We start from the raw sequence: 16618 nt of genomic DNA, 5'->3' as shown, positions 1-16618 counted from the left end.
CTTTAAATGGATTAGAAGTTCAAATTCAGACCCAAGATGAATGATATTGGACGTGGATAGAGGTTGTTATCAATACCATTGAATACCTCTGGATCAAGTCCCTTATACTTTGTAAGACAGAAGACATTGTTCACTGTGCCATAAACGCGGCCAGAGATTCCATTCCATTTACCCTGCTTGAGGAGGTTAGCGAAGCTGTAACCAAGGGTAATATTATCCATCTTTAGGAATGAAGCATTCCGTACCCAGTAGTCAGTCTGTATAGACTTTGTCTCTGTGGTGAGCCAGTTATCAGCCAAGACATCCGCTGGACGGTTAACAAGATACTTGCCCTTTGAGAACAATTCAGAGTTTGACATGTTTGCAACACTTGCGAAAGCATCATTGTAAACATAGTTACCAAGACTTGCACGGAGTGCGAAACCGAGGTCCCAATTACGATACTCAAAGCGAGAGGCAAAGCCCATGGTTACAGGAGCAGCAGGTGCCTTATAATAGTACTTATCAGCATCTGTGATCTTACCATCACGGTTGCGGTCAACAACCACACCTTCTATTGGCTTACCACTCTTATCATATACCTGTTGGAATACATGGAAGGAGTTGACAGCGTTACCTACATGCTGTGCCTGAATGTTACCACCTGTACCAGCAGAGATACCACCTGTTGGAACGAAGTAGTTCGCATCATTGCCACCGTTAAGATTAGTAATCTTATTATAATTATAGGTGAAGTTGTAATCCATTGTCCAGTTGAATAGCTTGGTATTAACGGCTAACCAGTGGATACTTGCTTCAACACCTGTGTTAAACATAGAGCCGATGTTGCTCATAACCTGATTACGGAAGTTAGATCCAGCAGACACAGTTGCACTGTTAAGGAGGTCACTTGTCTTACGATAGTACCAATCAACTGTACCGCTAAGACGCTGCTTGAGGATACCCCAATCTAAACCTATATTATAAGAGGTGGTCGTCTCCCACTTCAGATTCGGATCGAATGCCTTTGGTCGAGCTAACGTACCATCACCATAGACTGGATAGTAAGACTCGCTACCAGTATTCATCTCATAAACGGCGAAATAGTTATAATCTCCGATACCTTCTTGCTGACCAGTCATACCCCAGCTAAGACGTAACTTGAGGTCAGACAACCAATCAATCTGCTTCAACATATTCTCCTCATTCATACGCCAAGCGAATGCGAATGAAGGGAATACAGCCCAGTGATCTCTGAAACGAGATGATCCATCATCACGAACAGTAGCAGTTACCATATAGCGACCATCCATCAATGACCAGTTAGCACGACCGAAGAAAGATACGAGGTAATTCTCTGTCGCATAGTCATACTTCGTACGATTGCGCTCTTTACCGGCAAGTGTTGCATCGTTATTGGTCTTTGGGAAGAAACTCCAATACGAGTTGTGCGTATTATGCCAGAAGTGTGCCCACTCATAACCAGCCATGATATCAAAGTGATTCTTAGCCTTGTCGTTGAAGTCATGGTAGTATTGAGCGTAAGCAGAAAGCTGCATATTGCGCTTCAACTGTGATTCCCAACCATGTGAACCATAGTAAATAGCCTGTGGAGAAGCAGGATCAATATCTTTTGTCTGACGTCCTTTGGCAATATCAATACCAGCAGTAACGTGTAAACGGAGGTCTTCGAAACCATGTACCTTATAATCAACATCAGCACTACCTAAGAAGTCGCGACTAATGGCGCGTTCGTTCCTTAAATTGAGGATAGACACTGGATTCTTAGTAGCCAATGAGAAGTAAGTCTGTGGCCAAGTAGGGTCATTGAGCGCAGTACCATCATCCAACCACTGATAATAACCTCCGAAATTATCAAATCCATTTGCACGAACAGGCTGAGTTGGGTCGAACTGGCGTGCAGCCTTTATCGCTTCACCATCGGCATAGCGGTTCTTTGTCCACATACCCTTTGCATTCAACGTCAACTTCAAATGGTCATTCAAGAGAGAAGGACTCAATGTCAAAGCACCAGTAAAACGCTCGAAATTAGAAGTCTTAATGATACCCTGCTGATTAGTATAGCCTGCACTTACACGATAAGGAAGCCAGTTTGCTGCTTGACCCGATACAGCAACGTTATGATCATGACTAAATGCTGTGCGGAAGATCTCGTCTTGCCAGTTAGTATTTGCCTTACCCAAACGAGCATAAGCTGTAGGAACTTGGTTACCATTAGAGTCCAGTGTGTACAATGCCGTACCGAACTTCTCTGTTATAAGTTTACGATATTCATCAGCCGACAAAACGTCTAGATTCTTTGATTTCGTACTAACAGTAAAGCTTCCATTATAAGATATCTGTGTTCCACGACGCCCCTTCTTTGTTGTAATGATGATAACACCATTTGAGCCACGAGATCCATAGATTGCTGTCGCAGAAGCGTCCTTCAAGACGTTAAAAGACTCAATATCTTGCGGATTAACAAGCGACAATGGGTTGGTGACACCTTTAACACCAGTTTGGTCCATAGCCACACCATCGATAACAATCAATGGATTGTTAGATGCGTTCAAAGACGAACCTCCACGAATACGGATAGTTGATCCAGCACCTGGAGTACCTCCATCATTCGTTACGCTCACACCAGCAACTTTACCAGAGAGCATATCCTGTGCATTAACAACAAGTCCTTTATTCTTCCCATCAGGCTTCAGAGCTGTTACAGAACCTGTTAAATCGCTCTTCTTAACGGCTCCGTATCCAATAACAACAACTTCATTCATCTGTTGAGCTTGGTCATCCTTCAACGTAATGACCATACCATTGGATGCAGAAACCTGCTGTTTCTGATAACCAATGTAAGAGATTGTAAGTGTAGCACCAGGTTGTACATTGACAGAGAAGTTACCATCAAGATCCGTTACAGTACCATTTGAAGTTCCATTAATTAGAACCGAGGCACCAATAACAGGCTCACCTGAAGCATCTTTCACCTGTCCTGTGACAGTAGTAGATTGTGCAAAAGCACTGACTGAAAGGCAGAGACCAGCGAAGAGCCCCATCACCTTAACAGGAAACTTGCATTTTACCTGCTTCATCTTTTTGTTAATTAAAGTGTTATAAATTGATTAAAGTATATATGTTCAGCATCATCAAGGTCGGTTAATAGCCGATTTTGAGAGGTTAGTAAGTGCAAAGTTAAATGAGAAAGATTACTTTCACACTTTTTGGGTATTAAATATGTTATTTAGACTGTGCAAACGTTTGCACATATAAAAAGGCTATAAATAAATTGACATAAGTCAAATGATTTGTGAAAAATGTGTATATTTGCGCTACAGAAGTAAATATATAAAGATAAAGGACACCTATTAATTCGGATGAACAATCAGCCCAGCATAACAATGAAAGATATAGCCCGAGACTTAGGAGTATCGGTTGCTACTGTCTCTCGCGCACTAAAAGATAGCCCAAGAATATCGGCTGAGAAGCGTGAAGAGATTAAGAGTTATGCGCGCGAACACAACTTCTTTCCCAATATCATAGCTGAGAGTTTGCGTAAAAGCAAGGTTCAACCATTAAAGATAATAGGCGTGATTATCCCTCAATTGTCGCATTTCTATTTCTCATCCATCCTCTCTGGTATAGAGGAGGAGGCATCTGCTAGAGGCTATCAACTGATGGTTGCTCAAAGTAAAGAGAAGTATGAGAACGAGGTAAGGATATGTAAAGCCTTCCACGAGAACAAGGTTTGCGGCATTATCGTGTCTCAGGCGAAGAATACAACGAAGTATGATCACTTCCAAAAGCTCATCCATCAAGGGCTACCTCTTGTCTTCTTCGATCGTATCAGCACAGGAGTCAATGCCAGTAGAGTTGTCGTTGATGATTATATGGGGGCATATGCAGCTGTATCACACCTTATAGATACAGGTTGTAAAAACATCGCTTATTATGGTACGTCATTAACCATGGAGATTGGTAAAAACCGATATAATGGTTATAAAGATGCGCTCTTGAAGCATGGATTAAAACCCGATGAACAGCTGATAAGAACCTGTGACAATCGTGCAGATGCTGAGTCTATAACCCCTGATGTAATGTCTTTGTCCAATCCCCCTGATGCTTTCTTCGCTGTCAATGATGATACTGCAATAGGCATACTCTACTCTTGTAAGCGTATGGGTTATCGTGTACCAGAAGATATATCTATCTGTGGTTTCACAAATGGAGAGCGTGCCATTGCCTGCGATCCGATGTTAACAACAGTGGAACAACGTGGTATGCGTGTAGGCGAAGAGGCCGCTAATATTCTCATAGACCAGGTGGAAGGAGTGATACCCAAGACTCGCATCGAAAAGAGAATAATACGTACAAGGTTGATAATAAGAGGTACAACTAGATAAGAAAACAAAGTCTGCCCTCACAAGATACTCCTTTGGAGTTCTTAAAGAGGCCCTATAAAGAATATAAGTAATGAAACAAAAACCTAATTTAAGTTTCTGGCAGCTATGGAATCTGAGCTTCGGTTTCTTTGGAGTACAGATTGCCTACGCCCTTCAGAGTGCTAACATCTCTCGTATCTTTGCGACACTTGGAGCTGATCCACATAAGCTCAGCTACTTTTGGATACTCCCTCCTCTAATGGGAATCATCGTCCAACCCATCGTAGGAACCTTATCCGACAAAACATGGACACGCTTCGGTCGACGCATACCTTACCTATTTATAGGTGCAGCTGTTGCTGTATTAGTCATGTGTCTATTGCCTAATGCTGGGTCATTAGGTATGGCAGTATCCACAGCAATGGTCTTTGGTTTGCTTTCATTGATGTTCCTTGACACCAGTATCAACATGGCAATGCAACCTTTCAAGATGCTTGTTGGAGACATGGTTAACGAGAAGCAAAAGACACTCGCCTACTCTATTCAATCGTTCCTATGCAACGCTGGCTCCATAGCTGGTTATATCTTCCCCTTCTTATTCACCTTCCTTGGCATTTCAAACCAAGCTCCTTTAGGTGTAATCCCCGACTCCGTTGTTTATTCTTTCTATATTGGCGCAGGCATACTCATCCTTTGCGTCATCTATACTACAGCTAAGGTCAAAGAGATGCCACCAAAGGTATATGCCGAATATCATAGTTTGAAGACACCAGAAAACGAACAGAAGACGGGTTGGATGACCTTATTAAAGAATGCACCAGCCACTTTCTGGAAAGTAGGAGTGGTTCAATTCTTCTGTTGGTTCGCCTTTATGTATATGTGGACATACACGAATGGCACAGTCGCAGCAAATTGTTGGAACGTTGATATGCTTGCACATGATGCCACAACAACGGCAGGTTATCAAGAAGCTGGTAACTGGGTAGGTATCCTCTTCGCAATACAAGCCATTGGATCAGTCGTTTGGGCAACTGTACTCCCACAATTCAAGAATCGCAAGTTAGCCTATGCACTATCGCTCATTCTCGGTGGTATCGGGTTCGTCATGGCAGCTTATATACACAACCAATACGTTATGTTTATTCCATTCATCCTCATTGGATGTGCATGGGCAGCAATGCTTGCTATGCCTTTCACCTTTGTCACCAATGCATTGGAGGGTTATGGGCACATGGGAGCATACTTAGGTCTCTTCAACGGAACGATTTGTATTCCACAAATCATTGCAGCTGCTATTGGTGGTTTACTACTTCAGTTGGTCGGCTCTGAGCAGAGTCACATGATGATTGTCGCTGGAGTAGCCTTAGTATTAGGCGCTATCTCGGTGGGAGTCATCAAGGAGCATAAAGCAAGTGAATAGATAAATACATTACTTTTTTATAACTCTCTCTAAATCGAAAAGGTGTATCGGAAAGCGTTCCGATATGCCTTTTTACTTTGTAATAACTATAGCGAAGAAACTAAGAAAGCCTTTCCTTGAATTAAGAAGAGCCTTTCCTCAATGCAAGGAAAGGCTCTTCTTGATACAAGGGAACGCCCTCTTATAATGTAAAAATCTCTTTCTTGTGCCTACGCCTATTTGTGTTTCCTCTATTATTGGATATTACATCAAGGATTGTAAGGCTCTTGAAAGGATGATACTATTACTTAATTCTATCCAACATTGTCTGTGGAATCTTTGGCATTGCACCATCTTGCGTGCATACATACGCACTTACTTCAACCGCTAACTTATGTGCTTCTGGGATGCACATACCAGCGAGAATAGCTGAAGTAAAGCTTGCTGTGAAAGAATCGCCAGCACCAACAGTATCAGCGACATCAACCTTTGGCGTCTCTTGAAACGATTGGATATTAGGTGCAAAGACGTAAGATCCATTCACACCACAAGTCAGTACGAGCATATCAAGGTTATACTTGCCCAATAAAAGCCAGCATTTATTCTCTATATCAAGACCTGGATAGCCAAAAAGACGACCAATGGTGATAAGCTCCTCATCGTTAATTTTGAGAATATTAGCATGGTGGAGCGAGTTAGTGATAATCTCCTTCGTATAGAAGTTTTGGCGAAGATTGATATCAAAGATCTTTAGACAATCCTTAGGAGTCGTCTCTAAGAACTTCTGGATAGTCTGTCGACTGACACTACTACGCTGTGCCAATGAACCAAAACATACAGCACGACAATACTTTGCGACCTCCTCTATCTCTGGAGTAAAGGGGATATTGTCCCATGCCACACCTTCTTTGATATCATAAGTTGGTACTCCCTCGCTATCAAGCTCAACTTGGACGGTACCTGTCTGATAGTCTACTTCAGGCATAATATAGTGTACGCCCTTTTGTTTGAAGGCATCGATAGTTTCCTTACCTAAGGCATCATTGCCTACAGCACTTATCGCTAAGGAATCATGACCGAACTGTCCTGTATGATAAGCAAAGTTTGCAGGTGCACCACCAAGCTTCTTTCCTTCAGGGAGACAATCCCATAGTGCCTCTCCGAGGCCGACAATTACTTGTTTCATATACGCTTTTCTTTATTTGTTATTCATCTTTGGAATATAGCAGAAGAGGTAAAGCACGCCTACAACCATTACAAGTACAGCACCGAGCTGTTGGTTCATAGCATCGCTAGCAAAGCCCATGAAGAGTGGGAAGATGGTACCTCCAAAGAGTCCCATTATCATCAGTCCACTTACTTCATTTTGCTTATCTGGAACGCTCTGAAGGGCTCTTGCGAATATCATCGAGAATATATTGCTATTACCATAACCTACTAGTGCGATGGCAAAATATACCGCTGTATCCCGTGTTCCAACGCCTAGCCAGACCATAGCAAGAGCCATCATCAATACCGAAATAGTGAAGAACACCTTATTATTCATTACTCTCAAGAAGAATGAACCAGTAAGACATCCAAGCGTACGGAAGATGAAGTAGAGTGATGTCGCAAATGCCGCATCATTCAAAGACATGTTGAATCTCTCCATAAGAATCTTTGGTGCAGTGGTATTAGTACCTACATCGATTCCTACATGGCACATGATTCCAAGGAAGCTAAGCAATACGATTGGTTTACCCAATAGGCTTAAACATTGTATGAAAGAACTTGCTTTACCTTCAATAGGCTCTTCTTCTATAGGAGTTGAGAAGAGTAAAAGGGTGGCAAGGATACCTATTACAAGATAAATAGGGAATAGAACACGCCATCCGAGTCCAAAGGCAGGGATGCTTGCCTGCGCTCCCCACATGGCAAAATAGGGCGCCATGAAAGAGGCGATAGCCTTAACGAACTGTCCAAAGGTGAGTGTTGAAGCTAGATTTCCACCCTTCATAATGGTAGAAACAAGCGGATTCAACGAGGTTTGCATCAGTGCATTGCCAATACCTAGGAGTGAGAACGATACGAGCATAAGCCCGTATGACTCACCAAAGACAGGGAGTAACAATGAAAACAAGGTGATGATGAGACTGAGTAAAACCGTCTTTTTACGCCCAATCTTGTTCATCAACATACCAGTTGGCACTGAGAAGATGAGGAACCAGAAGAAGACTAAAGATGGAAAGACGTTAGCCGTGGAATCAGTTAGGTGTAAATCGTCCTTTACATAGTTAGAGGCAATACCAACCAAGTCCACAAAGCCCATCGCAAAGAAGCATAGCATGACTGGAAGCATAGCCATTTTATTGGTTTTCGACATAATATTTAAATTTTTAGTTTGTGTAGTTGAATTATTCTAGATAATACTTGCAAAGTTACTTTTTTATGGTGGAAAAAGATTGAACTATTCATCCTTTAATGCATGAATCTTCACCTTACATCCCTTAGCCACAATCTTATCATAAGGCTTAGAAGGGAATACAAGATTACTCATTGCGACCTTCCCGTCTATATCAAAGGCTTCAATACTACAACGATCAACAAATATCTGCATACCTTTGATAGTTCCATTGGTGGGCGCAATGGTCTTTGATTTGAAGTCATTATGAAACTCTGTAAGTCCACTCTGTGTGCGATCCATACTAAATGTACCATTCTTTCCATCATAAACCATTGTCACATATTCGTCTTTATCATTGCTCAATACAATAGAAGCATTGCTCTTGATATTGGTTACTTCAAGATAAGATGCCATTTGGAAACGTCCAGAAGCTTTCTGTTCGAAGGCATTTAAGACCTCTGGAGAGGGTTTAACACTAACATACTCTTCACCATTATAATTATAAAGGCTCACATCTCGAGGCAAGCCATTGGCTGAACGAAACTGTTGAGTGGGCACTTGATTAGCATATTGCCAATTACTCATCCATGGAAGAACGACAATTCGACCATTAGGAGCATTACTAAACGATACAGTGGCATAATGATCTTTACCATAATCCATCCACTTTGTCACCTCTGGCTTTGATTCACAAGTGAACTTATGACCATCGAATGTACCCACAAAGTATTGTGTCGCACTTCCTCCAAAGGGTCCTCCTGGATTGATATTACAAATAAGAACCCATTTATCACCTATCTTCAATAGGTCAGGACACTCCCAGACACCACCATGATTACCATATCCCTCACCAAAACAACTCTCATACTTCCAGTCCTTCAAGTTCTTAGAACTATAGATATTCATTTGTTGTCCAGATGCAAGAATAAGATTCCATTGGTTTAAATCATCATTCCAAAAGACCTTAGGATCGCGAAAGTCAGGCACATCACTGGTGATTATTGGGTTGTTAGCATACTTCTTAAAGCTCATTCCATTGTCTGTACTATACGCAATACTTTGTGTTTGTGCTATACCAGCAGATGTATAAAAGGCTATCACAACATCTTTACCAAAACCAGCCGTATTCTCCTTGTCAACAACACTATTACCACTAAAGATAGTTCCGAGCGCATCAGGTTGTATAACTTCACCTTGATTTTCCCAGTGCATGAGGTCAGTAGACGTGCTATGTGCCCATGTCATATTCTCCCACTGAGAACCATATGGATTGTATTGATAGTACAGATGCCATACACCATCCTTATAAAACATACCATTAGGGTCGTTCATCCATCCATAAGCTGGAGTGTGATGATAGATAGGACGGAACTTCTCACGATTCTTAGTGTCGAATACGTTCGACAATTTTATATCCTTCCAACAAGCAAAGTCCTTTATTAGTCCAATACTACGTTTATCTCCCGTGAATTGGATATCGAGCAAAACATCACCACCATACTCACTGATATCGAGTGGAACACTATAATCAGTTTTATTGATGGCGAGCTTACAATTAAACTCTTTCACAACTTGGTTATCCTTGATAACACGAATATGCGCATTATTCTCATCCTCTTCCACTGGTAGAAGAATGTACTTATCCGATGTAATAACACGCTTAATGGCATGGTTCTGACTTAAAAATGATTGTGCATGCATAAGCGTAGTACTTGTAAAAAGGCATATAGCCAATGTCATTAACTTTCTATTCATTGCAGGTTATGTATAGTTATTTTGACTTCTAATGGACAAAGATAGGAATTTTATCGATAAATAAAAAGGAATGTTCCTCCTTTCCATTATTTTATTTATCATTCATAGAAACCAGTCCTTCAAACAAATAGTCTTACACACAAAAAAATATCGACAACATCCTTTGAAGGACATTGCCGATACCTTTATCATATGATTTTTCTGTATTAGTCAGCGTATGGAGTTGTCTTCCACAAGCGTACAGGAGCACTCATAATGAAGTTTTTCTTGTATCTTGAATCAGCATTATCACGATCTCCATTTGTTGGAACATTCACGTAGAGATAGTGCTGGAAGAAGCCACCAGTTTTATCTCCACCATTAGATCCAACGAAAGTAACAGACTGCTTAGGTAGAACGCCACCCAATCCAAGCATTGCTCCCTTACTATTAGAACCCTTAGGAGTATATATTCCATTGGTTGTTGTATTGTCAGGTGTCCAATACTGTGTCATCTTTCCGACCGTATTCGTATCATAGAACCATATTGTTTGACCATTAGCTTCTGCAGCACTGTTCACTCCTGCGTATGGAAATATACGCTTAGTATCGGTTGGATAGGTGGTGCCATTACTTGGGTCAGCCCAGAAATCTTCCGTATCGATATCATCCATATCAAGTACAAAGCGTGGACCAAGGTAACGTTGAGTGAGTACAGCTGACCCATTCACATCTTCATAACGTATGGTATAGCGATAGTTATTATTGTCTATCCATGTTGGATTGCCGTCAAGTCCTGCGCTAACTTGCGTTGTAGGAGTTGTTACATGCCCCATATAAAGCTGTCCTTCTCCGCTATTGCTAATGTAATCAGGTTTTTTCGACATACCAATCATATAGGCAATAAGTTTGCCGTTACTATCTTTCACACCCTTAGAATAGGATTGGAATACGAGTTTAGTGGTACTCCAACCTGGTAATTTGGCAGGAGAAACAATGCCGACAGAATACTTATAGCTTGTACCAGCATTACGGAAGCCTGCAAAACCATAGTATTGTGCAATGATACTACGCCAGTATTCATTACCTGCAAACATATATCCAGATGGTATAGAAGCCAGTTTATCACTTATCTTCTCTGTGTTTACAACGTATTCTTGGTAAGTATAGCGTTTTGTATTAGCCACATTATAATCGTTATCAACCGACAATTCAGCATCAGTACCGAAGTTATCGTGTTTAGCAATATAGCTCAATGGAGGGAAGTTATAAACAACACTACCCTTAGCTGGATAGTTTCTACCAGACACATAGTCAGCACGTGTACCATAAGCAGGTATCATATTGATAGATGTTGGTACAACCTTGTTTCCTGCACTTGTCTCTGTTGGTATTGCCATCAACATGAACTGTGTCTTAGAGATTTGTTTTGTCTCAACAGGACTACCAACTCCCTCTTGCTTATTATATATCTTCACAGTCTGTTGTTTAGGAGCCATCCAAACATATACATAACCTTTGTCAGAATCACCATTTGCAAGCGATACGAAGTCATTAAACTTATAATCGTAATAGCTAAGGTCATTGTGTATGCTGAACTTATTTGTTGAAGTCAAGCTTATTATCTTAGCATCAGTAATAGCACGCTGAGTGAAATTAAATGCCTTGAAGACTTTTTTATAATCATTTGATGTCGCATCATTGAGGACGCCATCTTGTGTATCTGCAAGGTCTGAAGTTGCTACATTATCAAATGCGCTTAGGTCGAACTGACCAACGAGAATGTTACTTGTGATGATACGAACACCATCATACTTAAAGCCGAAACCAGTATTGTTAGTCACCTTCAAGCGTACGATAGAACCAAATTGCTTAAAACGAACAGGAACATTTGCCTTAATTGTTTTCTTTGCTTGGTTAGTTTCCAACTTACGCCAACCGAAGATGTAAGGGATTTCTGCGCCAAAGGTTGTCTTGCTTCCACTTGTTGTAGGTGTATAATCTCCAACGAAGCCATCGAACTTAACATTACTATTTGTGTTGTCCAACTCTCCACCTAAGATACCACATACATACCATGTGCCTTGGCTAAGGTCAGTACCACTTTTCATCTCGAAAGTCTCGCTTGATTTCAATGTCAACTTACCACCCTGTGTGTAAGTCCACATTGTCTTCACCTTTGTTACAGGCTGGCTTGCGTTGTCACTTTTGAATATAAGTATAACAGGAACCTTCGTGCCTGTGGCAAGCTCGTGCGCACTTGCTCCAACACCATTGTAAAGACCTTTAGCAGTTGGGAAACCATTATCGTCCTTTACTTCATAGCCAATAGCACGACTAGTGGGGTGTACTACTGCATCACTCTGCATTTCACCTTCCATCGCCATAGAAACCTTTACACCAGGTCCATCATTATTAGTCGCATTTGTCTCTGATACATCCTTGTCTGCACAACTCGCAAATATCAATGTACAGAAAGCGATGCACGAATAAAGTAATTTCTTCATCTGTCTTTTAAACTTAATTATGTCTTGGGATTTCTTTGATCCCATTACGTTAATCGTCTTTTTAATTTTAGAAAGCTGTTGGGTTAGACTCTTCTGGGTCACCTGCATCTTCACCTGACTCAATAGTACCACTTATACCACTTTGTGCATGGAATCCACCCTCCATAAACTCGTCAGAGTAAAGGCTTAACACCTGTGCGTTAGGCTTTACATAATCTTTCTTCTTCATATCAAAATAATCACTAAACGGAGTTTCCTCACCTTAATATTACTGAGGGCGTTGAACTCCAAAATTATGGTTTATAATTTGTTATACAATCTAAAATTATCGAAGTTAATTGTCGTGAACAAAACAATAGTGGCTTTACACTCTTAAAAAATAGCCTTCCAAAACGGATGCAAAGTTAACTATAAATCGCACAATAACAATGTGTTAACGAGAACAATTTTAATATTTTAACTATAATGAATATCATTCCTCTTGATTCGTTATAAGTGAATAAGACTTAAAATGTAAATATTTGTCTATACTTTGAAACAAGGTTATATTGCTGAAATTTGTGGGGCTTTGAGCGTTTAAGATTTATATTAAAGGTTGAGAGGAAAGAGAAGTAATTGTATGAAGTATTGACAATAAAAAGAAAGGGAGTATTGACAATAACAAGAAAGAAGATAAGGACAATAAAAAGAAAGAAGGTAGGGACAGACGAGTTCGCCTTGCCTCTACCTTGAATATAAGAACTAACACTTCCTCCCCGAGCTCAGGGAAATGTTAGTAAAATTTTAATTATAGAATCTTACACAAACAGGATGACTCAGATGGATATCCTGGTTCGTATTCTTGAGCATACCCGTTTCCTTGTCTCGTGAAAAAACTTGAATCTTATTAGCATCACGACAAGCCACAAGGAGGAATTTACCATTGGGCGTGATAGCAAAATTACGAGGATGTTTGCCTGTTGATTGTTTGCCTACCCGCGTTAGCGTTCCATTGCCATTCACACGGAAAATCGTGATTCCATCACCTTTTAGACGTGTACTAGCATAAACAAATTTACCATCAGGGCTGACATGAATATCTGCACCTCCTTGCGCACGTGCATCATCAGCCACTAGCGTTTGGATTTCCTTCAACTTTCCTTCTTCGTAAGTGAACACCGTCACTTTCCCTGACAATTCGCTCATAAGATAAGCATATTTACCATTGGGAGAGAAGGTGATATGACGAGGACCAGAACCTGCTTTCAGATGGGCGGCTATGCCGTGATCTTCAAGTTTTTTCTTATCCTTATCATAATAGAAGCTAAGAATCCGATCCCCACTAAAGTCTGTTGAAAGAATATAACCATCAGGGGCAAAGATAGCACAATGGGCATGAGGCGTATTCTGACGTGTCTTATTAGGTCCGCCTTTTTTACTACTTACCATAAGAAGCGACTTATCCAACGTGCCGTTCTTTAAGATAGGAAATACAGAAATCGTACCACTCGAATAATTAGCCGTGAGCGCAATCTTTCCGTCCATATCAACATAACAGGGGTCTGCGCCATGCGTCAGTTGAGAGTTCATCAATCCTAAGTCGCCTTTCACAGGGTCAAAGCTGATGGCATTAAGTGCTGCTGTGGCATTGTTTTTCTCGCTTACAGCATAAATAAAACGCCCATTCTTGCTAAAGGTGAAATAAGAAGGGTTATCGACTTTTAACGAGCTGAGTTCCTTTGCAGAGCCATTAGAATCATCAAAAGAGAAGGAATATAACCCCTTACTTCCTGCGTCAGTATAAGTACCAACAACCATCTTAATGCCGTTTTCAGCTCTATTCAGACCAGGAATAAGAGCCAATGTAAGTCCCAATAAAATAGCTTTTGTTTTCATTGAATAAATGTTTATAGGTGTTTGTTTTGTTATTCAGAGAACGCTATCTAGCAATGCCATACAAGGATCTCCAAACGCTTGCAAAAGTAAGGAAAAGTTCTAGAAAGATTCGGCTTTTTTACTTTTTTGACTTCATGGTGCAGATTTTAAAAAAAATGAATGGAACTTTATTAAAAAGGGTTTAGATGGTTCGGGACAACTCTGTTCGTTCAGCACCTTCCGTCTAAACGGATTCCAGCACTTCAATGCAGATTTCTTTAATCCAGCGTTAAAACGTTCGCCTTCATACACGGAGTATCGCAAGAGGCAAGAGAAAGCACAGAGCACCTTTACGAACAATTCGTCGACTAGCAAATTCGCTAACTCGAGGGAATCATTATATTGATTTTGGAATTTTATTTTTTGGATTATCTTAGTAATCATAACGCTGGATTTTTCGTTTAACAAGTTTACTGATCAATGGTTTTTAATCATCAATGCAAAGATACGAAGAATCGAAGAAGGAAGCAAGAAAATGAGGGTAACAAGGAGGTGTTAGTGCTCAACAAAATGACATAAACACTGATAACTAACTAATAATCAACATAATACACAAACACCGTTTTCGCATTAACGAGTGGAAAGAAGCCTCCCCCAACCCCTCCGAAAGGAGGGGAGTTCAATTCGCTCAGAGGAGGAAACAAAAGATATTATTACAAATCTTCAGCAAATAGGACATCCCCTCCTTTCGGAGGGCTTGGGGAGGCTTCCCTTTTGGCTTGGGAAGGCTTGACTTGTTACACCGTTACGCGTTACACGTTACATTTTTACTGATGGTAATATGCAGGGGGCAGGGGGAGAGAAAGTTTATTATTATATATAATATATATATTATATATAATAATAATTTTATTTATATTTTAATTTATAATTTATTTACTTTAAAAATCTACATTTTGCTACTATTTGTCTTATTATGCCTTTTTTGCCCTTAAATTCTACAAATTTTATCCCCTTATTAACGTGTGAGGTATAAAATGTAACGTGTAACGCGTAACGTGTAACATGAAAAAGCCTCCCCCGACCCCTCCGAAAGGAGGGGAGCCTCCCCACATGGGCGTCAGCTTCCGTGTATTCCCATGTTCCGCAAGGAGCTCTGTGTGCCTTCGGCTTTTGTGCCATCCGTGTATTCTGTATCAAAAATAAGTTCCTGCACTTCGGTGTAGAAATCTTAAACACAGAGTGCACAGACGTTTATTGCCAGGAGATTACACAGAGTACCTAAAGGTACAAAGAATCCACAGAAAAAGCCTCCCAAGCCCTCAGAGAGGGGGGAGCCCCCACACGGGCGTCAGCTTCTGTGGATTCCCATGTTCCGCAAGGAGCTCTGTGTGCCTTCGGCTTTTGTGCCATCCGTGTATTCTGTGTCAAAATGAGTTCCAGTACTTCGGTGTAGAAATCTTAAACACAGAGTGCACAGACGTTTATTGCCAGGAGATTACACAGAGTACCTAAAGGTACAAAGAATCCACAGAAAAGCCTCCCCAAGCCCTCAGAGAAGGGGGGGAGCCCCCACACGGGCGTCAGCTTCCGTGGATTCCCATGTTCCGCAAGGAACTCTGTGTGCCTTCGGCTTTTGTGCCATCCGTGCATTCCGTGTCAAAAATGAGTACCAATATTTCGGTGCAGAAATTTTAAACACAGAGTGCACAGACGTTTATTGCCAGGAGATTACACGGAGTACCTAAAGGTACAAAGAATCCACAGGCTTCCTTTCACTTCCATTTTGTTACACCGTTACGCGTTACACGTTACATTTTTGATGATGGTAATATGCAGGGGGCAGGGGGAGAGAAAGTTTATTATAATATATAATATATTTTATATATTATATATTATAATAATTATTAGTATATTATTATTTATTACTTTTATTTATTTATTTGTTTCTTTTCAACACCCTATATGCGCAGACCAACAAAAATGTAACGTGTAACGTGTAACAATGTAACGGGGAAAGCCTCCCCATCTCGATGAAATCGGGCTTTTTTGAAGATTATAGCCTCGGAGAGAGGGGGAAATTACCCCTGACGAGGGCTTTATAACCTCACATAAACCCCTTCTGTTAGAGTGCAAAACTGTGTAAAAGACTTGCCAAAACATTCACATTATAAAAGCAATAACAAAACATGCCCCTCTTTTTATGCAATTTTGCAATATCCTCTTAATAGAGAACTCAGATTCCCTTCCTTTGAAAAACAAATATATTCGATTCCAAAACTATAACCCTCCCTCTCAAAACCTTATATTATTTAGCACTCAAACCAGTTCTTTTTTGTGCTAAAACCATTCCTTGCACTAAAAAACTTATCCT

At 40.6% G+C, this 16618-nt stretch carries 9 protein-coding genes; 2 read left to right on the top strand and 7 right to left on the bottom strand.

Going from position 1 to position 16618, the window contains the following annotated elements; all coding sequences use genetic code 11:
* Positions 1 to 11: 11 nt before the first annotated feature.
* Entirely contained in the window at positions 12 to 3080 is a 3069-nt protein-coding gene (locus tag O3603_RS00770) for a SusC/RagA family TonB-linked outer membrane protein (protein ID WP_371519622.1), read from the bottom strand.
* Positions 3081 to 3362: 282 nt separating this feature from the next.
* Here O3603_RS00770 and O3603_RS00765 point away from each other — a divergent pair, with 282 nt between their 5' ends.
* The gene (locus tag O3603_RS00765) at positions 3363 to 4388 is read left to right on the top strand and encodes a LacI family DNA-binding transcriptional regulator (RefSeq protein WP_009435426.1); all 1026 of its coding nucleotides are present in this window, start codon (positions 3363 to 3365) and stop codon (positions 4386 to 4388) included.
* A 70-nt stretch (positions 4389 to 4458) separates the two neighbouring features.
* Positions 4459 to 5787, top strand: a complete 1329-nt coding sequence (locus O3603_RS00760; protein WP_371519618.1) for an MFS transporter — start codon at positions 4459 to 4461, stop codon at positions 5785 to 5787.
* A 283-nt stretch (positions 5788 to 6070) separates the two neighbouring features.
* Here O3603_RS00760 and O3603_RS00755 read toward each other — a convergent pair whose 3' ends face one another.
* From O3603_RS00755 to O3603_RS00730, 6 genes are all read right to left on the bottom strand, one after another.
* Positions 6071 to 6952, bottom strand: a complete 882-nt coding sequence (locus O3603_RS00755; protein ID WP_371519615.1) for a carbohydrate kinase — start codon at positions 6950 to 6952, stop codon at positions 6071 to 6073.
* Between the two features lie 12 nt (positions 6953 to 6964).
* Positions 6965 to 8128 carry an MFS transporter gene (locus O3603_RS00750; RefSeq protein ID WP_371519612.1) on the bottom strand — a complete coding sequence of 388 codons (1164 nt, stop codon included), beginning with the start codon at positions 8126 to 8128 and terminating at the stop codon, positions 6965 to 6967.
* An 84-nt stretch (positions 8129 to 8212) separates the two neighbouring features.
* On the bottom strand, positions 8213 to 9904 hold the full coding sequence (locus O3603_RS00745) for a DUF4980 domain-containing protein (RefSeq protein ID WP_371519610.1): 1692 nt from the start codon (positions 9902 to 9904) through the stop codon (positions 8213 to 8215).
* A gap of 206 nt (positions 9905 to 10110) precedes the next feature.
* Positions 10111 to 12390 (bottom strand): hypothetical protein, encoded by a 2280-nt coding sequence (locus O3603_RS00740; protein ID WP_371519607.1) that lies wholly within the window; start codon positions 12388 to 12390, stop codon positions 10111 to 10113.
* A 67-nt stretch (positions 12391 to 12457) separates the two neighbouring features.
* Positions 12458 to 12619, bottom strand: coding sequence for a hypothetical protein (locus O3603_RS00735; RefSeq protein ID WP_287315251.1), 162 nt, complete (start codon positions 12617 to 12619; stop codon positions 12458 to 12460).
* Positions 12620 to 13173: 554 nt separating this feature from the next.
* The gene (locus tag O3603_RS00730; protein ID WP_371519604.1) at positions 13174 to 14265 is read right to left on the bottom strand and encodes a lactonase family protein; all 1092 of its coding nucleotides are present in this window, start codon (positions 14263 to 14265) and stop codon (positions 13174 to 13176) included.
* Positions 14266 to 16618: the final 2353 nt, after the last annotated feature.

Origin of the sequence: Prevotella sp. 20925_1_30 (assembly GCF_041433025.1) — a bacterium.
GTDB lineage: Bacteria > Bacteroidota > Bacteroidia > Bacteroidales > Bacteroidaceae > Prevotella > Prevotella vespertina.
The sequence above is the reverse complement of the archived record's forward strand: the minus strand, read 5'-3'. Positions and strand labels throughout refer to the sequence as shown.